At 73.9% G+C, this 21,489-nt stretch carries 14 protein-coding genes and 1 pseudogene; 6 read left to right on the top strand and 9 right to left on the bottom strand.

Going from position 1 to position 21,489, the window contains the following annotated elements; genetic code table 11:
- Positions 1-5 precede the first annotated feature (5 nt).
- The 3 genes from ACH4SE_RS06020 to ACH4SE_RS06010 all read right to left on the bottom strand — a co-directional run bounded on the left by ACH4SE_RS06020 (position 6) and on the right by ACH4SE_RS06010 (position 4,345).
- Entirely contained in the window at positions 6-1,544 is a 1,539-nt protein-coding gene (locus ACH4SE_RS06020; protein WP_398542061.1) for a protein kinase, read from the bottom strand.
- On the bottom strand, positions 1,541-2,185 hold the full coding sequence (locus ACH4SE_RS06015) for a hypothetical protein (RefSeq protein WP_398542060.1): 645 nt from the start codon (positions 2,183-2,185) through the stop codon (positions 1,541-1,543). The genes ACH4SE_RS06020 and ACH4SE_RS06015 overlap by 4 nt, the downstream gene beginning before the upstream one ends.
- Positions 2,186-2,278: 93 nt before the next feature.
- Positions 2,279-4,345 carry an N-6 DNA methylase gene (locus tag ACH4SE_RS06010; protein ID WP_398542059.1) on the bottom strand — a complete coding sequence of 689 codons (2,067 nt, stop codon included), beginning with the start codon at positions 4,343-4,345 and terminating at the stop codon, positions 2,279-2,281.
- A 198-nt stretch (positions 4,346-4,543) separates the two neighbouring features.
- Between ACH4SE_RS06010 and ACH4SE_RS06005 the strand changes: the two genes are divergently transcribed.
- Together ACH4SE_RS06005 and ACH4SE_RS06000 are read left to right on the top strand one after the other, a co-directional pair.
- Entirely contained in the window at positions 4,544-5,221 is a 678-nt protein-coding gene (locus tag ACH4SE_RS06005; RefSeq protein WP_398542058.1) for a hypothetical protein, read from the top strand.
- A 99-nt stretch (positions 5,222-5,320) separates the two neighbouring features.
- A complete protein-coding gene (locus ACH4SE_RS06000) occupies positions 5,321-6,985 on the top strand; it encodes a DUF2079 domain-containing protein (RefSeq protein ID WP_398542057.1) in 1,665 nt (554 codons plus the stop codon).
- Between the two features lie 84 nt (positions 6,986-7,069).
- Here the strand turns inward: ACH4SE_RS06000 and ACH4SE_RS05995 are convergent, their stop codons facing one another.
- The 6 genes from ACH4SE_RS05995 to ACH4SE_RS05970 form a co-directional block, all read right to left on the bottom strand.
- Positions 7,070-7,996: a TolB family protein gene (locus ACH4SE_RS05995; protein WP_398542056.1), complete on the bottom strand. Its 927-nt coding sequence runs from the start codon at positions 7,994-7,996 to the stop codon at positions 7,070-7,072.
- A gap of 79 nt (positions 7,997-8,075) precedes the next feature.
- Entirely contained in the window at positions 8,076-11,615 is a 3,540-nt protein-coding gene (gene mfd, locus ACH4SE_RS05990) for a transcription-repair coupling factor (protein ID WP_398542055.1), read from the bottom strand.
- A 299-nt stretch (positions 11,616-11,914) separates the two neighbouring features.
- Positions 11,915-14,485 carry an ABC transporter permease gene (locus tag ACH4SE_RS05985; protein WP_398542054.1) on the bottom strand — a complete coding sequence of 857 codons (2,571 nt, stop codon included), beginning with the start codon at positions 14,483-14,485 and terminating at the stop codon, positions 11,915-11,917.
- Positions 14,482-15,270, bottom strand: coding sequence for an ABC transporter ATP-binding protein (locus ACH4SE_RS05980; protein WP_398542053.1), 789 nt, complete (start codon positions 15,268-15,270; stop codon positions 14,482-14,484). The genes ACH4SE_RS05985 and ACH4SE_RS05980 overlap by 4 nt, the downstream gene beginning before the upstream one ends.
- A gap of 288 nt (positions 15,271-15,558) precedes the next feature.
- The gene (locus ACH4SE_RS05975) at positions 15,559-16,095 is read right to left on the bottom strand and encodes an SUKH-3 domain-containing protein (RefSeq protein WP_398542052.1); all 537 of its coding nucleotides are present in this window, start codon (positions 16,093-16,095) and stop codon (positions 15,559-15,561) included.
- A gap of 7 nt (positions 16,096-16,102) precedes the next feature.
- A complete protein-coding gene (locus ACH4SE_RS05970) occupies positions 16,103-16,609 on the bottom strand; it encodes a YwqJ-related putative deaminase (RefSeq protein ID WP_398542051.1) in 507 nt (168 codons plus the stop codon).
- A gap of 410 nt (positions 16,610-17,019) precedes the next feature.
- On the opposite strand from ACH4SE_RS05970, the gene ACH4SE_RS05965 reads away from it, so the two are divergent.
- The 4 genes and pseudogenes from ACH4SE_RS05965 to ACH4SE_RS05950 all read left to right on the top strand — a co-directional run.
- The gene (locus ACH4SE_RS05965; protein ID WP_398542050.1) at positions 17,020-17,745 is read left to right on the top strand and encodes a sensor domain-containing protein; all 726 of its coding nucleotides are present in this window, start codon (positions 17,020-17,022) and stop codon (positions 17,743-17,745) included.
- A gap of 247 nt (positions 17,746-17,992) precedes the next feature.
- Positions 17,993-18,730 carry a hypothetical protein gene (locus ACH4SE_RS05960; protein WP_398542049.1) on the top strand — a complete coding sequence of 246 codons (738 nt, stop codon included), beginning with the start codon at positions 17,993-17,995 and terminating at the stop codon, positions 18,728-18,730.
- Positions 18,731-18,893: 163 nt separating this feature from the next.
- Positions 18,894-19,907: an SMI1/KNR4 family protein gene (locus ACH4SE_RS05955; protein ID WP_398542048.1), complete on the top strand. Its 1,014-nt coding sequence runs from the start codon at positions 18,894-18,896 to the stop codon at positions 19,905-19,907.
- A 7-nt stretch (positions 19,908-19,914) separates the two neighbouring features.
- Positions 19,915-21,489, top strand: a pseudogene (locus tag ACH4SE_RS05950) (hypothetical protein); the annotation flags it as partial.

The raw sequence follows: 21,489 nt of genomic DNA, 5'->3' as shown, positions 1-21,489 counted from the left end.
CCCGGCTACACGTGCACCTGGCCGAGCCACGCCAGGGTCCGGCGGATCTCCGCCGGGAAGGGGTGGTGCGGGCCGTGCACCCGCTCGGCGTCGTAGAGCAGCCGGGTCAGGATGTCGCGGGCGGCGGTGCGGTCGCCTATCGAGAGGAGCAGGTGGGCCGTCCGGCGGCGGATGTCCAGCGGTATGCCGGGGCTCGTGGCCGTCCACTGCTCGAAGTACGGCAGCAGGATGCGGTATTCGCTCAGGGCGGCCCGGGGGTCGCCGAGGTGCTCCAGGCACTGCGCGGCCTCGTAGCGGTACTGCAGCGCCTGCCGGTCGGCCCCGCCGTACTGCGAGGCGAACTCGTCCGACAGCCGCCGCAGCTCGGGCAGGGCCCGGCGGTACTGCCCGTCCTCCATCAGCGTGGCCGCGTACTGCTTGCGCAGGGCCCGCAGGACGGGCGAGTGCTCGCCGTGCTTGCGGGCCGCCGCAGGGATGATGCCGCCGAGCATGTCCACCGCCTGGGTGATCCGGCCGGCGTCCAGCAGCTTCCTGACCTCGTCCACGGCCACCGCGAGGTCGGCGTCCTTCGGCGACTGCGCGGGCTGCGGCGGCACGACGGGCTTCGGCGGCACCGCCGCGGCGGCCGCACGGTCCGGCCAGGGCGCCTGCGGCCGCACGAAGGGGCGCGTCGGATCCATCGGCCCGGGCGCCGGCCGGTGCGAGGCGGGCGGCGGCAGCAGCGCCGCGAGGTCCTGGTAGACCTCCTGCGCCGCCGCGGGACGGTGCTGCGGATCCTTGGCGAGCAGCCGCAGCACCAGCGCCTCCAGCGGCTCGGGCACCTCGGGCCGCAGCCGCCGCAGCGGGACGGGCGCCTCGTACAGGTGGCGGTGCAGTACCCCGAGCGCCGTGGTGCCGGCGAACGGCACGTTCCCGCTGAGCAGTTCGTGCAGCAGCACGCCCAGTGCGTACAGGTCCGTCCGCGGTCCGACCGCGCCGCCCATGGCCTGTTCCGGCGCCATGTACGCCGGGCTGCCGATGGGCGTGCCGGTGTGGGTCAGCCGCGTGGTGTCGGTGTCCATCACCGAGGCGACGCCCAGGTCGAGCACCGTGACCGTGCCGTCCGGACGGACCATCACATTGCGCGGCTTCAGGTCGCGGTGGACGATCGGCACCGCGTGGACCGCCGCCAGCACCGCGCACAGCTGCGCGCCCACCGCGACCGCCCACGGCCACGGGTACGGCTCGTGCTCGGCGAGGTGGTCGCCGAGATCGGCACCCTCCACGTACTGCATGACCAGATACAGGTCGTCGCCGTCGGCACCCGCGTCGTGCACCGTCACCAGGCCCGGGTGGTCGACCTGGGCGGTGACCCGGCACTCCCGGTCGAACCGCTTCCGCAGCTCGCCGGCGTCGTCGGCACCGGCGACCTTGTCGGGCCGCAGCAGCTTCACCGCGACCCGGCGGTCCAGCCGCCGGTCGTAGGCCGTCCACACCTGGCCCATCCCGCCCTGGCCGATCACCGTGGCCAGCTCGTAGCGGCCGGCGACGAGCCGACCGATCACCGGCCCTCCTCCTTGCGGAGGTAGTCACTCAGCTCGTCCAGCTCCGCCCGCACCTGCTGGATCCGCGGTGGCGGCGGCCCGGCCGCCGCCGCCCCGTTCGACGGATCGGGTGTGCCGTGCGGCGCGGGGGTCTGCGGGGCCGGCGTCCGGTGCGGGGCGGGGGTCTGCTGCGGGACGGGCGTCCGGTGCGGCACCGGGTGGGACATGGGTATCCCCGCTGCCGCCCCGCCGGCCGCCGGGCCGTATCCGGCGGCGTACGGGCTCCGGGCCGGGTAGCCGTGCGGCACCGGGTATCCGGCGAGCACCACGGGGCGCCGCCTGATGTCGGCGGTCAGGAAGTACGCCGGGGTGCCCAGCGAGACGACCAGCACCGTCAGCGTCCCCACGTTCGACTGCCAGCTGTCCGTGTTGTCCTGCGCGAAGCCGATCAGCATGTAGCCGGTGACGACCAGGACGATGTCGATCACCATCAGCGCCCAGTCGGCCGGGTTGCGCCGCGTCACGGCCAGCCGCAGCGGCGACGCCCAGGCGAGGAGTCCGAACGAGAGCACCGGCAGCGCGGTGAACAGCACGCGCAGCCAGATCACGGCGCCGCGGCCCGCGGGCGGGCGCGGCGGCTGGGTGATGCCGGGGCCGTACATCTGGGGCTCCTGGTCGTCGAAGCGGATGGCTGGTCGAGAGCGTATCGGCCGCAACGGGCAGGCGGCGCGGCTTCCGCGACGGCCTGTGGACAACTATCCGGGCCGCACGGTGCCCTCGGTCAGTCCGTCGTAGAGCCCCTGCACGAGCTGGTCGCCGAGCCGGGCCGCCTGGCGCAGCGCTTCCTCGAAGGCCGCGAGGGTGCGGAAGCGCTCGCCGTAGCGCCGCTGCTCGGCCGGGGGCAGCCGCGGCACCTGGAGCCGGCGCACGTCGAGCCGGGTGGACGTCGTCGCGAAGCTGCTGGCCTGGCGGCCGTTGGCGGTGCCGCGCAGGAACCCGGCGAGGAACCACGGGTCGAGCGCCCCGGTGTCCGGCCGCAGCAGGTAGACGTTGCGCCCGAGCGCTGCACCGGCGGTGGCCGCGTCCACCACCCGGGCCACCCCCCCGCCGCCGAGGACCGGCACCACCACGTCGCCCTCCTCGACGAGCACCGGCTCGTCCACGGGCCCGTCGGGGCGGCCCGGCGGCAGTATGCCCGTGGGGCCGCCGCCGGCGATGACGTCGTGCTCGGTCAGCACGGCGCGCGGGCCGGCGGAACCGTCCGCCGGGGCGCTGCCCCCGCCGCCCGCACGCATCAGCAGGGCGCCCGCCCGGGCCAGTTCCCCCACGGTCGTGGTCGGCCAGCGGGCCGGCTCCCCGTCCGCCGGGGGCGCCGGAGCCATGTCCGCGGTGCGGCGCAGCGTCTGCGCCAGCCGGTCCCGCACGTCCTCCAGCTCCGCGGCGCCTCCGTCGGCCACGGGCGGCGGGAGGTGCCGTGCGGGCGTCACGTCCACGTCGTCGTCGAGCAGTTCGATGACCGGCAGCGTGCGGTTCAGACCGGGGCGGTCGGGCACCGAGCCGTGCCGGTCGAAGGCCCGCCACGTGTCGAGGACCGCCGAGCTGACGGCGAACCAGGGCGCCTTCTCCGTGCCGGATCCCGGTATCCCCGCCGCGTCGAACAGCAGCAGCTCTGCGGGCGGGCGCTGGTCGGGCCGGGGTTTGCGCAGCACCCACAGATGGAGGGGCAGCCCCTGCGGCGGAGCGGCCCCCGCGGGCAGCGCCACCACGGCGCGCAGCGTGCCCCGGCGCAGCAGGTCGGCGCGCACCCGGCGGCCGGACCTGCGGGACGCGACGGCGGGCGGCAGGAGCATCACCACCGTGCCACCCTCGCTGGTGTGGGCCAGCGCGTGCTGGAGCCAGGCCAGCTCGGACTCCGTGCGGGCCGGGAAGCCGTACTCCCAGCGCGCGTCGTACCCCAGCTCGTCATGGCCCCAGTTGCGGTCGTTGAACGGCGGGTGGCAGAGCACCGTGTCGACGGCTTCGACGGCCGGCTCGCCGAAGGCGTCCGCGCGCAGGCTGTCGCCCGTGGCAACCCGGACCCGGACGGTCGGGTCGGTCGCCAGGGCCAGGCGCAGCGCGGTGAGCGAGGCCAGCTCCGGGTCGGCCTCCTGGGCGTAAACGGCGTCGGTGGCCCCGCTCGCACGCAGCAGGGCTCCGCTGCCGCAGGCGGGATCGAGCACGCTGCCCGGCCGCTCCCCGGCCAGTGCGGCCATCAGCTCCGCGGGGCCCGGCGGGGTGAGGACGAACTGCCGGGGGTTGGCGTCGAGATAGCGGCCGAAGAGGAACTCGTAGGTCTGGGCGGGACCGACGTCCTCGGCGAACTTCACCACGGTGCGCAGCAGCGGCACCGCGTCGGCCAGCCGGTCCGGCAGCCGCACGGGGTGGTCCGGGCCGAAGCGCGCGGCCAGCGCGGACTCCAGCTCGGCCGGCAGCCGCTCGGCCAGCTCGCCGTCGGACGCGGCGCTGTAGTGGACCACCAGGCGGGGGTCCTCACGCATGAGTATCAGGACGGATCCGGCGATCCGCAGGGCCGCCGGCACCCCTCCGGGGTGGCTGTCGGCACGCTGCCACAGGCGCTCGTACAGCGGCACCGTGGGCAGTTTCCCCTGCTCGCGCAGCCATTTCTCCACGGAGGCCAGCTCGTAGGTCGGACTGGTGTCGGAGCCTCCCACCGGCCTGGGGAAGTCGCCGTGGCGCCGGCGCCAGTTGCTGACGGCGGCCCTTCCGACGCCGGCCAGCCTGGCGATCTCCGCCGCCGTCACCTCGCTCGCGTGCTCGGGCACTGTCCTCTCCTTCCCCCCGGTCGTCCCTGCGTGTGTGTCTGTGGGGGCGAGCATACCCAGGGAGCACGATCGGACCCCTTCACGGCGTGAACATCACTCGTTCGAGAATTAGTGTTGACTCGGTTCACACCTTGATGCTCTCATGGTGTCAACGGTTCACAGGGCCACCGAGGCCCGCCGAACGCAGGGGGGAAACCCATGTCCACGTCGTCTCTCGTCCGGCTCGCCGCAGCGGGCACCGTCACCGCGTTCCTCGCGATCGGGATCGCCGCCTGCGGCCCGTCGGACGACTCGGCCGGCTCGTCCGGCGCGTCCGCGAAGGACGGCGGCGCAGCGTCCGCGTCGTCCGCTCCCGCGCAGAAGAAGAAGGAGGACAAGCCGGCGGACGAGCCCGCCTTCAAGGGCGACGGCACGTTCCAGGTCGGCAAGGACATCCAGCCGGGCACCTACCGGACGAGCGGGAACTCCGACGGCATGTGCTACTGGGAGCGGGACAAGGACGCCAAGGGCGACACCGACTCGATCCTCGCGAACGACACCGTGTACGGCAGCAGCTACGTGACGATCAAGCCGACGGACAAGATCTTCACGTCGACGGACTGCAAGGACTGGTTCGCCGCCGGGAAGGACGCACCCGCCTCGCCGAAGACGTCGGTCGGGGACGGCATGTACAAGGTGGGAACGGACATAGCCGCCGGCACCTACAAGGCCAAGGGCGGCGAGACGTGCTACTGGGAGAGGACCAAGGACGCGCTGCACGACGTGGACTCGATCCTCGCGAACGACAACGTCACCGGCCAGGCCGTGGTCACCGTCACGGCCAAGGACGCCTACTTCAAGACGGCGGACTGCGGCACCTGGACCAAGACCGGCTGAGCGCGCGGCCACGGCCGTCCGTCCCACGGGTCCCGCGCGGACAGCGTCGTCCCGTATCTTTTCCGGCAGACCCGACCCCACATCCTCGGGAGGACGTCGATGGACAGGGCCGAGGCCGTCATACCGCAATCCGGCGGCAAGGCGGCGCCGCCTGCCGCAGAACCGGGCCCCGCCACGGCGGCGCGGCCCGGGCTGCGGATCCCGGGCGCACGCCTCGACCCGTATCTGCTCGGCGCCGTCTTCTTCGTCGCCTACGTCCTGCTGTCGCTGGTGCGCTACCGCAGGATGCTCACGATGTCCTGGGACCTGGGCATCTTCGAGCAGGCGGTGAAGGGGTACGCCCACCTGCACGCGCCGACCACCCCGCTGAAGGGGCCCGGCTTCAACGCGCTCGGCGACCACTTCAGTCCGGCGACCGCGCTGATCGCGCCGTTCTACCGCGTCTTCCCGACACCGGCGACGCTGCTCGTGGCGCAGGCCCTGCTGTTCGCGATCTCGGTCGTCCCGGTCACCCGGGGGGCCTCGCTGCTCCTCGGGCGGGGCAGGGGGCTCGCGATCGGCGCCGCCTACGGTCTGTCCTGGGCCGTCCAGCGGGCGGTCGACTTCGACTTCCACGAGATCGCCTTCGCGATGCCGCTGCTGGCCTTCTCGCTGGAGGCGGTCGTCCGCAAGCGCTGGGGGGCGGCCCTGTGGTGGGCGGTGCCCCTGGTGCTGGTCAAGGAGGATCTGGGCGTCACGGCGGCGATGATCGGCGCGATCGTCTGGTGGCGCACCCGGGAGAGCTCGCGGGCCGCCGCGCCGGCCACGGAGCAGGCCGCCGACGCGCAGGATTCCGAGGCGCAGGCGTCCGAGGCGCAGGCCGCGTCTTCCGGAGCCGCGGGCGGCGCCGCGGAAAGGACCGGCGCAAAGAGCGCACCCGCGGGCGCCGGAGCCGGCGGGACGGCGGACGGAGCAGCAGACGAGGGGGGTGACGAGGTGGAGGTGCCGCTGAGCGACGCGGAGCGGTACGGGCCGTGGGCGATCGGGCTGATCGGTTTCGGCGTGGCGGCGTCCGCCCTGGCCGTCACCGTGCTGATCCCCGCCTTCTACGGTCCCGGCTACGACGCGTTCAACCACATCAACGGCGACGGGACGCTGACCGGTCACATCCCCTTCGGCACCGCGCTGCGCACGCTGCTGTGGGTCCTGCTGCCGACCACCGGGCTGCTGGCCCTGCGGTCGCCGCTGATCGTCGCGGCGCTGCCGACCATCGGGTGGCGCTTCGTGTCGCACTACCCGGAGAACTGGGGCACGGCCTGGCACTACAGCGCGGTGCTGATGCCGGTGGTGTTCCTGGCGCTGGTGGACGCCGCCGACCGGTCGCGGGGCAGCCGCACCCCGTGGCTGCGGTCCTACGCGTCCGGGGTGCCGGCCGCGGCGGTGGGGGCGGCGATGGCGCTGACGCTGTCGATGCCGCTGGCCTCCCTCGGGCACTCCGACACCTACAAGGTCGACACGCGCACCAAGGTCATCGAGAAGCTGCTCGGCCAGATACCGGACGGCGCCACCGTGGAGGCGAACGTCGGGCCGATCAGCCGGCTGGTGCACCGCACGACCGTCTACTGGGTGGGCGGTACGAAGGGCGTCGTGCCGCAGTACATCGCGATCGACAACTCCAGCGGGTGGGTGCCGGACCCGGTGACGTACGGCACGCAGTTGCACCCCGGCACGACGTGGACGCAGATGGCGAGCCAGGAGGGCTACGTGATCCTGCGCCGCACCTAGGCACCGCCGCCGGGCGCGGTCCCGCCCGGCCCCGGCGGTGCCGGGCGGCCGGGGGTCCGGACGGCCGGGGGTCCGGGCGGCCGGTCAGGTCGCGGGGTAGTCGACGTAGGCGAAGTGGCGGCTGTCGGGGGACCAGCTGTTGACGTTGAGGCTGCCCTGGCCGCCGCGGAAGGCGTAGAGGTCGCGCGGGGCACCGGCGCCGTGCGCGTCCAGCAGGCGCAGGACGACGTCCCGGTCGGCGGGGTGGCCCAGGGTACCGGGCGGGAAGCTGAGGTAGAGCAGGTGGCGGCCGTCCGGCGAGGGGTGCGGGAACCAGTTCACGCGCTCGTCGGAGGTCAGCCGGGTCAGGCCGGAGCCGTCGGTGCGCATGCGGAAGAGCTGGGCGTGGCCGGGAACGGATGCGCCGTGCTCGGAGTTGAAGACGATCCACTCGCCGTCCGGGGTGAACTCCGGACCGTCCGCGGGAGCGGGGCTGTCGGTGAGCCGGGTGTCCGGGCCGCCGGCCGAGGGGAGGGTGAAGATGTTGCGGTAGCCCCATTCGTCACCGCCGTAGGGCTCGACGCCCACGTAGGAGAGGGTCAGCCCGTCCGGGGAGACCCCGTGCAGGAAGTGCCGGAAGGGGCCGGGGCCGCGGTCGTTGGTGACGCGGCGGGCCGGGCCGCCGGTGAAGGGGACGGCGTGGATGTGGCCGTCGCCGGCCGACAGGTACACCGTGGCACCGTCCGGGGAGAGGACGTGGTCGTTGTTGGCGTCGGTGATGCCGCCGGTGTCGACGACCTCGGGCAGCACGCCGTCGCCCGGTGCGGCGTCGGCGGGGATGCGCAGCAGCAGGCCGTCCTGGTTGACGACCAGCCAGCGGCCGTCCGGTGACCAGTTCGGTGCCTCCAGGGCGCTGTGCGCGGTCTCGTGCACCAGCCGCGGCGCGCCGCCGTCGATGTCGCCGACGAGCAGCCGGGCGCGCTGCCCGGGGGCCAACGGCCGTATGTTCGTCCCCGCTCCGGTGATCGTCACGTCCGCACTGTAACCGTGCCGGCCACGGGTGCGGTTCGGCGGACCCGGGCGGCGCCGGCCCGGGTCCGCCGCGGGCGGCTCAGTTGTCGAGGATGGTGGTCAGGAACTCCGCGGTCCACTGGAGCAGTTCGCGGCCGACGACGGGCTTGCCGCCGATCCGCGCGGTCGCCGGGCGGGGCACCAGGATCTGGTGGGTGGCCGGTTTGAGGACCGCGCGCGGGTGCAGGCGGTTGAGCCGCAGCTCCTGCGACTCGCGCAGCTCGACCGGGCCGAAGCGGACGTTGGAGCCCTGGAGGGTGATGTCGGTGACGCCGACCTTGCGGGCCAGCATCCGCAGCCCGGCCACCAGGAGCAGGTTCTCGACCGGCTCGGGCAGCGGACCGTAGCGGTCGACCAGCTCCTCGCGGACGGCGGTGATGTCCTCCTCGGAGGACGCGGCGGCGATGGCGCGGTAGGCCTGGAGCCGCAGCCGCTCGCCGGGGGCGTAGTCGTGCGGGACGTGGGCGTCGACGGGCAGCTCGATCTTGACCTCGAGCAGCGTCTCCTCCGGCTCGCCGCCGGTCTCCAGCGCCGAGCGGTAGTCGGCGACGGCCTCGCCGACCATCCGGACGTACAGGTCGAAGCCGACCCCCGCGATGTGGCCGGACTGCTCGCCGCCCAGCAGGTTGCCCGCGCCGCGGATCTCCAGGTCCTTCATGGCCACGTACATGCCGGCGCCCATCTCCGTGTGCTGGGCGATGGTGGCGAGCCGTTCGTGCGCGGTCTCGGTGAGCGGCTTCTCCGGCGGGTAGAGGAAGTAGGCGTAGCCGCGCTCGCGCGAGCGCCCGACACGGCCGCGCAGCTGGTGCAGCTGCGACAGGCCGAAGGTGTCGCCGCGCTCGACGATGAGGGTGTTGGCGTTGGAGATGTCGATGCCGGACTCCACGATCGTGGTGGAGACCAGGACGTCGAAGCGCTTCTCCCAGAAGTCGACCACGACCGACTCCAGGGCGGCCTCGCTCATCTGCCCGTGCGCGGTGGCGATCCGCGCCTCGGGCACGATGGCGCGCAGCCGTGCCGCCGCCCGGTCGATGGACTCGACCCGGTTGTGGATGTAGAAGACCTGCCCCTCGCGCAGCAGCTCACGCCGGATCGCGGCGCCGATCTGCTTCTCCTCGTAGGGCCCGACGAAGGTCAGCACCGGGTGCCGCTCCTCCGGCGGGGTGGTGATGGTGGACATCTCCCGGATGCCGGTGACCGCCATCTCCAGGGTGCGGGGGATCGGCGTGGCGGACATGGTCAGCACGTCGACGTTGGCCCGCAGCTTCTTCAGCTGCTCCTTGTGCTCGACACCGAAGCGCTGCTCCTCGTCGACGATCACCAGGCCGAGGTCCTTGAAGCGGGTCTCGGAGGAGAAGAGCCGGTGGGTGCCGATGACGACGTCGACCGAGCCCTCCCGCAGCCCCTCCAGCACCGCCTTAGCCTCGGTGTCGGTCTGGAAGCGGGACAGCGCCCGCACGTTGACCGGGAACTGCGCGTAGCGCTCGGAGAAGGTGCCGAAGTGCTGCTGCACCAGCAGCGTCGTCGGCACGAGCACGGCCACCTGCTTGCCGTCCTGCACCGCCTTGAAGGCCGCCCGCACCGCGATCTCGGTCTTGCCGTAGCCGACGTCGCCGCAGATCAGCCGGTCCATGGGCACCGACTTCTCCATGTCGCCCTTGACCTCGGCGATGGTGGTGAGCTGGTCGGGCGTCTCCACGTACGGGAAGGCGTCCTCCAGCTCGCGCTGCCAGGGGGTGTCCGGGGCGAAGGTGTGGCCGGGCGCGGCCATGCGGGCCGAGTACAGCCGGATCAGGTCGGCCGCGATCTCCTTGACGGCCTTCTTCGCCCGCGCCTTGGTCTTCGTCCAGTCCGCTCCGCCCAGCCGGTGCAGCGTCGGGGCCTCGCCGCCGACGTACTTGGTGATCTGCTCCAGCTGGTCGGTGGGCACGAAGAGCCGGTCGCCGGGCTGGCCGCGCTTGGCCGGGGCGTACTCGACCACGAGGTACTCGCGGGTGGCGCCCTGCACGGTGCGCTGCACCATCTCCACGTAGCGGCCCACGCCGTGCTGCTCGTGCACGATGTAGTCGCCGCCGGTCAGGGTGAGCGGGTCGATGGTCTTGCGGCGGCGGGAGGGCATCCGCCCCATGTCCTTGGTGGACGACTTCTGCCCCGACAGGTCGGTCTCGGTCAGCACCGCGAGCCGCAGGCCCGGGTCGACGAAGCCGTGCTCCAGCGAGCCGGTGGCGACGTGCACCACGGACGGCGCGAGGTCGGCCAGTTCGATGTCCAGCCGGGCCGCGATGCCCTCCCCCGCCAGCACCTCGGCGACGCGGGAGGCCGGTCCGTGGCCCTCGGTGACGTAGACGGTGCGCCAGCCCTCGGCGAGCCAGCCCTTGGTGTCGGCCAGCGCCCGCGCGGTGTCCCCGCGGTAGACCTCGGGGGCGCGCATGCCCAGCTTGAGGATGTCGCCGTCCAGGTCGTCGGCCTCGTCCGCGGCGAAGGGGCTCACCGACCACCACGGGATGCCCAGCTCGCCGGCCCGCTGCCGTACGTCCGCGATCGGCCACAGCGAGGCCGCGCCCAGGTCGATGGGCGCCTCGCCGCCGCCCGCGGACGCCGCCCAGGACGCCTCCAGGAACTCCTGCGAGGTCGCCACCAGGTCGGCGGCCCGGGTCCGTACCCGCTCGGGGTCGCACACCACCGTCATGGCGCCGGCCGGGAGCACGTCCAGCAGCAGCTCCATCGCGTCCACCAGCACCGGGGCGAGTGACTCCATGCCCTCGACGGCGATGCCCTCGGCGATCTTGTCCAGCATCTCGTGCAGCTCGGGGTGCGCGGCGGCCAGCTCGGCGGCCCGCGCCCGTACGTCGTCGGTGAGCAGCAGCTCGCGGCACGGCGGCGCCCACAGGCCGTGCTCGGCGACCTCCAGGGAGCGCTGGTCGGCGACCTTGAAGTAGCGGATCTCCTCGACCTCGTCGCCCCAGAACTCCACCCGCAGCGGGTGCTCCTCCGTCGGCGGGAAGACGTCCAGGATGCCGCCGCGCACGGCGAACTCGCCGCGCTTCTCCACGAGTTCCACGCGCGCGTAGGCGGCCGCCGCCAGCCCGTCCACGACCGTGCCCAGGTCGGCGCTCTGCCCGCTCGACAGCGCCACGGGCTCCAGCTCGCTCAGCCCTTTGACCTGCGGTTGCAGCACCGAACGGATCGGCGCGACCACGACCTGCACGGGTCCGGCCGTCGGGTCGTCCGCCCTCGGGTGCGCCAGCCGCCGCAGCACCGCGAGGCGGCGTCCCACGGTGTCGCTGCGCGGCGAGAGCCGCTCGTGCGGCAGCGTCTCCCACGCCGGGTACTCGACGACGCCGTCCGCGGGCAGCATCGACCGCAGCGCCGCGGCCAGGTCCTCGGCCTCGCGGCCGGTCGCGGTGACCGCCAGCACCGTGCGGGAGGCCTTCGCGGCGAGCGCCGCGATCGCCAGCGGGCGCGCGGCCGGCGGGCCGACCAGATCCACGTGCGGCCGCGCTCCGGAGACCGCGGCCTGGACCGCCTCGGCGAGGGCGGTGTCGGCGACGGCGGCGTCGACCAGACCGTTCAGACTCATGAGGGTTCCGTCCCGGGGGATACGTGTCGGGGCGCTGCCGCCACGGGCAACGCGACCGCCCGACACGTCTCACGTGCCGGGGGTCCCTCCAGCGTACGGCCTCCGGCCGGGGCCTGCCCTCCGCGGAGGGGGGTGCCCTCGGGACCCGCGGCCGCTCCCGCGCCGTGCGGGCGCCCTCCGCGGAGGGCGGTGCCTCCCAGGGGCACGGGCAAGTGCGCGGGCGGCCGCCTCACGGCGCAGCAGGGCGCCCCCGCGCCCCTGGCGGGGTGCGGGGGCGCGGGGCCTCGTGGAGCGCGGGCCTAGTCCGTCGCGATGGCGTTCAGGACGTTCATCCGGCCCGCCCGCAGCGCGGGCATGAGGGCGGCGAGGAGGCCGACGACCGCGGATCCGACGAAGACCACGACGATCGTCGTCCACGGGATCTGCAGGACGCCGAGCCCCTCCGCGGCCAGGACCCGCTGGCCGGTGGTGCCCCAGGCCAGGCCGAGGCCGAGGCCGATGAGCGCGCCGAACAGGGCGATGACGACCGACTCCAGGCGGATCATCCGGCGCAGCTGGCGCCGCGAGGTGCCGATGGCCCGCATGAGCCCGATCTCCCGGGTCCGCTCGACCACCGACAGGGCCAGGGTGTTGACCACGCCGAGGACGGCCACGATGATCGCCAGCGCGAGCAGCGCGTAGATCATGTACAGCAGCTGGTTGACCTGGCTGTGGATGAGGTCCTTGTAGTCGGCCTGGTCGCGGACGTCGATCTCCGGGTGGGACTTCACCGAGGCCTTGAGGCCGGCGTAGGCCTCCTTCTGCTTGCCGTCGACCGCGGTGGCGAACAGGAGGAAGTCGCCCGGCATCTTGTCGGCCGGCAGGTACTCGCGGGCCGTGGCGATGTTGGTGAACATCGAGCCGTGCTCGATCGTCGTGTCGTCGCTCGTGATCGCGGCGATCCTGAGCTGGGCCGGGCGGCCGCTGGTCATGACGACCTTCAGCTCGTCGCCGAGCTTGAGGTGGTGGTCCTTGGCGAAGCCCTCGGGCACCGACATGGCGTTCTTGCCGTAGGCGTCCACCAGGTTGCCCTGGGTGGTCTTGAGCCGCAGGTCCTTGGGGTAGGTCGGGTCCGCGGCGCTCAGGTCGGAGCTGACGGTCTCGCCGGAGGGCAGGGTGAGCCTGGCGTTGACGATCGTGTAGTGGGTGAAGTGGGCGATGTCCTGCGTGGCGGTGAGCGCCTTCTCGGCGGCCGGGGTGATCGGCTGGCTGCCGTTGTTGCCGACCTCGATGATGAAGTCCGCGCCGACCGAGGAGTCGAGCTGGTCGTCGGCGGAGGCGACCATCGAGGAGCCGACCACCGACATGCCGGCCACCAGGGCCAGGCCGATCATCAGCGCGGAAGCGGTGGCACCGGTACGCCGCGGGTTGCGCAGCGCGTTGCGCTCGGCCAGGCGTCCCATCGGGCCGAAGAAGCGCAGCACGACCGCGCTCACCGCCCTGACGATCACACCGGCCAGCAGCGGGCCGACGATCACGAAGCCGATCAGCGTGAGCAGCACGCCCAGGCCCAGCATCCCGCCGCCCGCGGATGCCTTGTCGGCCTTCGCTGCGGCGACGAGGGCGAGCGCCCCGGCCGCGCTGACCAGGATGCCGATCGCGGCGCGGACCCGTCCGGCGCGGCCGTCGGCGGGGGTGCCGGAGTCGCGCAGCGCGGCCATCGGGGAGATCTTCGCCGCCCGGCGGGCCGGGATGTAGGCGGAGACCACGGTCACGACGACGCCGATGGCCAGGCCCACCAGCGGGGTCGAGGCCTTGATCGTCAGCTCGGAGGTGTCGAGCTTCATGCCGGCCTTGCCCATCAGGTGCATCAGCCCGACGGCCAGGCCGATGCCGCCGCCGATACCGAGCACCGAGCCGGTCACGCCGAGCAGCACCGCCTCGACGAGCACGGACCGGTTGACCTGGCCGCGGCTGGAGCCGAGGGCCCGCATCAGGCCGATCTCCCGGGTGCGCTGGGCGACCAGCATGGAGAAGGTGTTGACGATCAGGAAGATGCCGACGAGGACGGCGATCCCGGCGAAGCCGAGCATGGCGTACTTCATGAAGTTCAGGAAGCCGCCGAGGTCGTCCTGGTCCTTCTTCTTGGTCTCGGCCGCGGTGTCGACGGTGTAGCCGGAGCCGATGGCCGCCCTGACGTTCCGCTTGAGCTGGTCGTCGGTGGTGCCCTTGGCGGCGCTCAGGCCGAAGGCGGTGTAGGCGTCGGAGCGGCCGAGCAGCTTGGTCTGCGCGGTGGCGGTGTCGATGTAGAGGACCGTCGCGCCGGGGTTGGTGGTCCTGAAGGTGACGATGCCGCTGACGGTGACGTCGAAGTCGCCGGGGGCGGCGATGACGCGCAGCGTGTCGCCGATCGCGACGTGCTTCTTGCCCGCGGTGTCGGCGTCGATCACGGCGTCGGTGGCACTGCGCGGGAGGTGGCCCGAGGAGAGCTCGACTGCCTTGGACTCCGTCGGGTCCCAGTTGCTGACGATCGTCGGGGCGCCGGACGAGGAGCCGATCTTCTCGTTCGCCGCGTTGGCGACGGTGACCTGGTCGCTGGTGACGTCGGGGTCGGACTTGGCGACGCCGGGGACCTTCGCCAGCTGCTGCTGGAGCGCGGCGGGGACGGTGTCCGGGATGCCGGTGGCCTGCTCGTCGTCGATCTTCTTGGCGCTGACGGTGACGTCGGAGGCGGTGGAGCCGAAGAGCTTGTCGAAGGTGGCGGTCATGGTGTCGGTGAACACCAGGGTGCCGCAGACGAAGGCGACCGACAGCAGGACGGCGATCGCCGAGAGGGCCATTCTGCCCTTGTGCGCGAAGAAGTTCCGCGCCGATGTCTTCAGGACGGTCACGACGTCCTCCCGCGGCCGTCGAAGGACTTCATGCGCTCCAGGACGGTGTCGGCGGTCGGGTTGGCCATGTCGTCGACGATGCGGCCGTCGGCGAGGTAGAGGACGCGGTCGGCGTACGAGGCGGCGACCGGGTCGTGGGTGACCATCACGATGGTCTGGCCCAGCTCGTCGACCGAGCGGCGCAGGAAGCCGAGGACCTCCGCACCGGCGCGCGAGTCGAGGTTTCCGGTCGGCTCGTCGCCGAAGATGATCTCGGGGCGGGCGGCCAGGGCGCGGGCGACGGCCACACGCTGCTGCTGGCCGCCGGACAGCTGGGTCGGGCGGTGCTTGAGCCGGCCGGCCAGGCCCACCGTCTCCACGACCCGCTCGAACCAGTCGCGGTCGACCTTGCGGCCCGCGATGTCCATCGGCAGCGTGATGTTCTCCGCCGCGTTGAGGGTCGGCAGCAGGTTGAAGGACTGGAAGATGAAGCCGATCTTGTCCCGCCGCAGCTGGGTGAGCTTCTTGTCCTTCATCCCGGTGATCTCGCTGTCGCCGACCCAGATCCGCCCCGAGGTGACCGTGTCGAGGCCCGCGAGGCAGTGCATGAGGGTGGACTTGCCGGAGCCCGAGGGGCCCATGATCGCGGTGAACCTCCCGCGGGCGATGTCCACGTCGACCGCGTCCAGGGCGACGACCCGGGTCTCGCCCGCGCCGTACGCCTTCGTCACCGAGCGCCCTGCAGCGGCAACAGCCGAACGTTCTCCGTTGCCCCCGGACCTGGGAATCGTCACTGGCGTTGTCACTGTTACTCCTGCGTCGTCGTATGTCGCACTGTCGTGATGTCCATCAGCCTGACGGAGGGCGCTCCGCCGCACATTGGGGAAGGTCTCCGTCTCCGTGGTGGGGGTATCCCCACCCCGCCCTACGACCGTAGGGAGCGGGCGGGACCCGCACGTCATCCGGCGGTACGAACCGGTCCATGCCAAAAGTAGGTACCGCCCCCTAGGGGTCCCGGGGTTCCGGGTAGTCCCGTGGTCGGGGGCGGCCGAGCCGACGTGCTGCCCAGCGGCTCCGGGTGCGCCCGGACGGCTTCAGGGGCGGCCGGGCTCCGCGGCGCCGTACGGGCGCGGGTCCGCGCCGGACGTCTCGAGGGTCAGGCGTACGGTGCGGCCGCCGCCGATCAGCGCGGCGAGGGCAAGGTCGATGTCGGGGCCGGCGTACCAGTCCCCCGCGTGGTCGATGCCGTAGACCCGGCCCTCGGCGTCGATGGCGAGCAGGGCGCCGGTGCCGGGCTCCTCGCCGAGCGGGCTGACCTCGGTCTCCAGCGCGCGGCCGAGGTCGCCGAAGATGCGGGCCATGTGCAGGCCGCGCAGCGGGTCCACGGTCACCGCGGTCGGCGCGGTGACCTGTCCCGGGCCGGCGGCCGCGGGGAAGGCCAGGCCGCCGAACTCCGCCCAGGCCTCGACGGCGGCGGGGAAGACGCTGTGCCGGTGGCCGCCGGGCGACACGTGGCCGCGCAGGAGATCCGCCCACTCCTCGGCCTGCTTGATGTCCCACCGCCCGGGCTGCCAGCCGCCGGCCCGCAGCGCGGCGTCGACGGCGGCGGGAAAGCGTGCGCTCGCTGCCATCAGGGCGTCATGCCCCCTCGGCCGGGTCGACGGCCTGCACTCCGAAGTGCGCGAGCAGCGGCGCGCAGGAGCGGCACGGCGGCGCGTACGTGCCGTGCGCGGGGTCGCCGTCCTCGCGTATCCGGCGGGCCGTCAGTTTCGCGCCGCGCAGCGCTTTGCGGGCCTCACCCTGCGTCAGCGGGCGGCGTGCGGCGCGCTTGCCGCGCCCCGCCTCGACGGACGCCAGGTGGCGGGAGATCAGCACCGGCTCCGCGCAGCGGCCGGTGAAGCGCTCACGCTGCGTCGCGGGCAGCGCGTCCAGGAACTCCTGCACGATCGGATGCAGGACGGGCGGGCGGTCGCCCTTCGCACCGGTGCAGGTGAGCACCTCGTCGCGGATGGACAGCGCGGCGGCGACGGCGGGCAGGATGCCGTCTCTTCGGTGCCGCAGCCGCGGCGGGCCGTCCGGGGGCCGTGGGGCGCCCCAGTTCAGCCGGGGGTCCGCAGCCCCCGTCGCCAGGAAGTGAGTTGTCATGGTGTACGTGCGTCCCTCCGTCCGCCCGCGCGAGCGGGCGTTCCCCCGTGTGCCGATCAGAGTGCCAAACGCGCCGCGCGATGGGGAAGCGAACACGTCGGCGCGCTCATTGTGTGTGGGCCATGTCACCGCCCGGTGTCCGAATTCCGGCAGAGCAGGCACAGTGCGTACACGGCGAACACATGAACGTCACAACTCCGCGGCTCTGGACCACCCGGAGGGCCCGCTCACAGCGGCGCCCCACGGAGCACGGGGCGGTCACCGTCCGCACACGGCGCGGTCTCCGGGCGGGAGTCCGGCGCACGGCGGGCCGACGCGGCATGGACGCGGCACAGGAAGGGCGGGGAGGATCAGCAGTCGGCCCGCCACCGCGGGTCCCCCCACACCGCCGAACCAGGAATGTGACCCCGATGCACACCACCCGGCTCCGCCTCGCCGCCGCCGCGCTGCCCGCGCTGCTGCTCGCCGCCGCCTGCTCCTCGGGCGACGACTCCCCCACCCCCGACTCGCAGTCGCCGAACGTCCTCAGCGGCAAGGCCCCGCTGACGACGGAGCAGCTCACCAAGGCGCTGGTCACCGACTCCGACCTGCCCGGCTGGGTGGTCCAGCCCTCACGGACCGCCGACTCGTCCGACACCTCGACGCTCACCGCCGACAAGCCCGTCTGCCAGCCGCTCGCCGACGTCACCAGCAGCAATCCGAAGATCCACCGGATGGCCTTCGTCGGCGCGGCCTTCGCCAAGGGCACGGCGAAGGCCGGAACGACACCGGAGATCATCAACCAGATGATGGTGGCCAGCCACGCGCCGGGCGACGCCGCCAAGGTCATGACGCAGCTGAAGACCGCGCTGGCCGGCTGCACCGCCTTCACCGCGACCGACAGCACGGGGGCCAAGACGCCCTTCACCGTCTCCAAGGGCCCGGCGGTGCCGGTCGGCGACACGGCGGTGTCCTGGGTCATGAACGACACCTCCGACAAGGGGGCCGGCGCCGCGCTGCTGTCCGTGGTGCAGACCGGGGACACGGTGACGATGTACGTGTCGGTGAAGTCCGCGGGCGGCGCGGGCCCGCTGCCCGTCGACGTGGAGCGCAAGCAGGACGAGAAGCTGAAGAAGGCGCTCGCGGCCCGCAAGTGACCGCCGTACGCGCGCGGCGGGGGTGCCGTCCGGCCTCCGGGCGGCTCGCGCGGGGCCGGACGTACGGGCGGCGCCCGTTCCTGCCCCGGCCCCCGCGCGGCGCCGTGTGAGCAGCCCCACAGGGGAGGTACGGGGCCCGTTGCCGTAAAGTCGCGCGGCAACGGGCCGACGCCCGCGTGAGGCCGCCCCCGGGACGGGGACATGCGCCGCCGCGGGCCTTGCCGCAACGACACAGGGGAACGCATCGATGCCGATCCGCGCACACCATCGCCTACCGGCCGGTAGCCGCGCCGCGGCCGCCGCCGCGCTGCTGCCCGTCCTCGCGCTCGCGGCGGGCTGCGGGGGCGGCGGCGGCAAGGACGGCCCGACGGTGGCGAAGGGCGAGGTGAGCACCGCGAAGCTCACCTCGGCGCTGCTCACCTCGCAGGACGTCCCGCACGTGCAGGTGCTGCCCGCGGGCAGCAAGCAGCAGCTGCTCGGGGACGCCCAGAAGGCCGACACCGCGGCCTGCCAGCCGATCGTGGACCAGTGGAGCAGCCAGCCCAGGTACCGGCGGCAGGTCTACACGGGCGCGATGGTCACCGACACCACGGACGCCACCAGCACCGCGACCAAGGGCGCCAAGGCGATCTCGCTGACCGTCATCGCCTCCTACAAGAAGGGCGACGCGGCCAGGGTGCTGCACGACCTCGCCGCCGCCGTGACCGCCTGCCACTCCTACTCCGTGGTGCGCGGCGGCGTCACGTCCCACTTCACCGTGCGCCCCGCCGCGGCCGACGCCGGGCTGGGCGACGAGCGGGTCGCGTACGTCATCGGCGACTCCGCCAAGGGCACGGGCGGGCAGGTGCTGGTGACCGTCATCCGGGTGGGCGACACCACGGCGGCGTACGAGACGGTGCGGGCCGACCACCAGCCCGCGCAGCTGCGCAGCTCCATTCCGGTCGAGCAGGTCGCCAAGCTGCGGAAGGCCGCGAAGCACAGCTGAGGACGCCCCCCGCCCGCCGGGGGGCGGGAGGCGGCGGCCGCGGGCGGCCCTGCGGCCGGGCGCGGTCCACGAGTTGTCCACAACCGGGCGACTGGCCGGTCGGCGGGCAGGCCGCAGGCCCTAGGCTGTGGTCATCAGCCGTACGCACCAGGGGGCAGCAGTCATGACGACAGGTCGGCAAGGGCTGGGGGCCCCGCCCCCCGGCTCCGGCGCGGAGTCCCGGACCGCGCCGCCCAACGTGGCCTACGCCGGGCAGGTCGTGCACTTCCCCGACCCGGTGCGCGCTGCGCGCTACCCGCAGGGCGTGTGGGTGGACACCGACGGGTACCCGGACTTCTCGCCGTTCGCCCGCGCCGCGGCCGAGATAGCCGAGCCGCCCGAGGGCTTCGGCATCGACGAGCTGCGGCTGACGGACTACGTGTCGGCGAACGCCGCGCTGCACGCCGCGGGCCACGAGCTGTGGGCCAGCCTGCCGCCGGTGGCCACCCCGCACGGCTGGACGTGGCACCACGTGGCCGGCACCCGCCGCCTGGAGCTCGTCCCCGCCGAGGTCAAGGCGCTGCTGCGGCACCACGGCGGCCTCGCGAACTCCGTCGCCGACCATTCCAAACGCGGCACCCGCCCGCTCCAGGAGACGCGTCCGGTCCACTTCGAGCTCCCCATCGACGCCGTCTCCGTCACCGAGGCCCAGGTGCGGGACGTCGAGGAGGAGCTGGGGTACCGGCTGCCGGGCTCCTACCGGGCCTTCCTGAAGGCGGCGGGCGGCTGCGCGCCGCGCGGGGTCGCGCTCGACCCGGAGCTCGGGCTGCTGATCGACCAGCCGTTCTTCACCGTGCGCGACGCCGCGGCGGTCAACGACCTCGTCTACGTCAACAAGTGCCTGCGCGACCACCTGACCAAGGACTACCTGGCCGTCGGCTACGTCCAGGGCGGGCTCCTCGCGGTGAAGGTGAAGGGCGGGGACACCGGCACGGTGTGGTTCTGCGCCTACGACGACGCGCGGGACGGCGACGGCTGGGACACCCCCGCCGACCGCGTCGCCGAGCTGCTGCTGCCCTGCGGCGAATCGATCGACGCGTTCCTGCTGCGCCTCGCGGGCAATCCGCCGGAGCTGGCGACGGTGGCGAATCTGATGGTGGACGGCGGCTTCGCCGGCGCCGTCCAGGTGGAGGAGTGAGCCGGCCATGGTGACTTTCGCGCAGGCGCAGGAGCGCGCCGAGCGGTGGATCAACGGCGACGTGCCGCCGTACGAGCACCGCGAGATCCAGGTCCGGGAGTTCGACCTCGGCTTCGTCGTCTGGTCGGAGCCGCGCGAGGACGGCCCGGCGGACGACGGCTCGCAGCTGCGGGTGGTCATCGCCCGGGACAGCGGCGAGGCCACGCTCTGGCCGCCGCTGCCCATCGGCGAGCTGATCCGCCGTTACGAGGAGGAGTACGGCGCCATGCCGCAGGACACGGCGCCCGAGCCGCCGCAGCGTATCGACCTGGAGGCGACGTCCTTCCTGCTGAGCCCCCCGGAGTGGCTCCAGGAGGCCGCCGACCGGATGGGCATCCCCGACCGCAGGCCGGGCTCCGGCGGCAGGCCGGGTGCCGCCTCCACCGGGGATTCCGCCGGGGATTCCGCGGCGGCTCCGGCGGATTCCGCCGGGGCGCCGTCCGGGGGTGTCGACTACGTACGGCGGCCGGCCGCCGAGGCGGTCCCCGCGGCGCAGGAGCCGGACGGTGTGGACTACGCGCGACGGCCCGCCGTGCCCGCGCAGGAGCAGCCGCAGGACGCGCAGCCGGCGGTGGCGCAGGAGCCGGAGGAGCCGCAGGACGGCGGGAGCTGGGCCGGCAAGACGGTCAGCGACACCGGCGAGGGCCAGTCCGTGCCCATGCCCGCGACGGTCTTCGCACCGCCGATCAGCGGTGCGGACCTCCCCGAGACGCCGCCGGCGCCCGAGTCCTCCGAGGCCCGGACGAAACTGCTGCCCGCCGGCAGCGGGCTGCCGCCGACGCTGCTCGCGCCCGAGCAGCCCGGGCCGCCCGTGCCGTCCCCGGCGCAGTCCGGGCCACCGGTGCCGCCGCCCGCCCAGGGCGGGGTGCCGCACACCGTGGGCGGGTCCCCCTTCCCCGCGCCGGACGGCCCCGCCGTGCCGCTGCCCCCGCCGGTCGCGCAGCACGGCGGCGGGCAGGGCGCCGCCGACATCGCGGGCCTGGAGACGGCCAAGGCGACGCCGGTCGGCCATGTCCCGCCGGCTCCCCCCGCGCCGTCCGCGCAGGGCGCCCCGCCACCGCCGCCGCCGTACGCCGGACAGGGCACCCCGCCGCCGCCCGCTCCGTACGCCGAGCAGGGCACCCCTCCGCCGCCGTACGCGGGGCAGGGCACGCCCCCGCCCCCGCCGCCGTACGCAGGGCAGGGCACGCCGCCGCCCGCTCCGTACGCCGGGCAGGGCACGTCGCCGCCGGCACCGTTCGCGGGGGCCACCGGGACACCGCCACCGGCGAGCAACGACCCGCACTACGCCGCCACCATGCTCGCCGGACCCGGCACCGGCACACCCGCGCCCTTCGCCGCCGGCACCGGCACGCCCCCGCCCCCGCCGCCCCACGCGGGGCAGGGCACGCCGCCTCCGGCACCGTTCGCGGGCGCCACCGGCACACCGCCGCCCGCGAGCAACGACCCGCACTACGCCGCCACCATGCTCGCCGGACCCGGCACCGGCACACCCGCGCCCTTCGCCGCCGGCACCGGCACGCCCCCGCCCCCGCCGCCGTAC

Origin of the sequence: Streptomyces sp. NPDC020983 (assembly GCF_044333485.1) — a bacterium.
Taxonomy (GTDB): Bacteria; Actinomycetota; Actinomycetes; order Streptomycetales; family Streptomycetaceae; genus Actinacidiphila.
Note: the sequence above shows the minus strand (reverse complement) of the source record. Positions and strands in the feature narration are given on the sequence as shown.

Coding starts and splice junctions, on each gene's coding strand:
- ACH4SE_RS06015 (WP_398542060.1), bottom strand. CDS start 2,185: ATGTACGGCCCCGGCATCACCCAGCCGCCGCGCCCGCCCGCGGGCCGC.
- ACH4SE_RS06005 (WP_398542058.1), top strand. CDS start 4,544: ATGTCCACGTCGTCTCTCGTCCGGCTCGCCGCAGCGGGCACCGTCACC.
- ACH4SE_RS06000 (WP_398542057.1), top strand. CDS start 5,321: ATGGACAGGGCCGAGGCCGTCATACCGCAATCCGGCGGCAAGGCGGCG.
- mfd (WP_398542055.1), bottom strand. CDS start 11,615: ATGAGTCTGAACGGTCTGGTCGACGCCGCCGTCGCCGACACCGCCCTC.
- ACH4SE_RS05975 (WP_398542052.1), bottom strand. CDS start 16,095: ATGGCAGCGAGCGCACGCTTTCCCGCCGCCGTCGACGCCGCGCTGCGG.
- ACH4SE_RS05970 (WP_398542051.1), bottom strand. CDS start 16,609: ATGACAACTCACTTCCTGGCGACGGGGGCTGCGGACCCCCGGCTGAAC.
- ACH4SE_RS05965 (WP_398542050.1), top strand. CDS start 17,020: ATGCACACCACCCGGCTCCGCCTCGCCGCCGCCGCGCTGCCCGCGCTG.
- ACH4SE_RS05960 (WP_398542049.1), top strand. CDS start 17,993: ATGCCGATCCGCGCACACCATCGCCTACCGGCCGGTAGCCGCGCCGCG.
- ACH4SE_RS05955 (WP_398542048.1), top strand. CDS start 18,894: ATGACGACAGGTCGGCAAGGGCTGGGGGCCCCGCCCCCCGGCTCCGGC.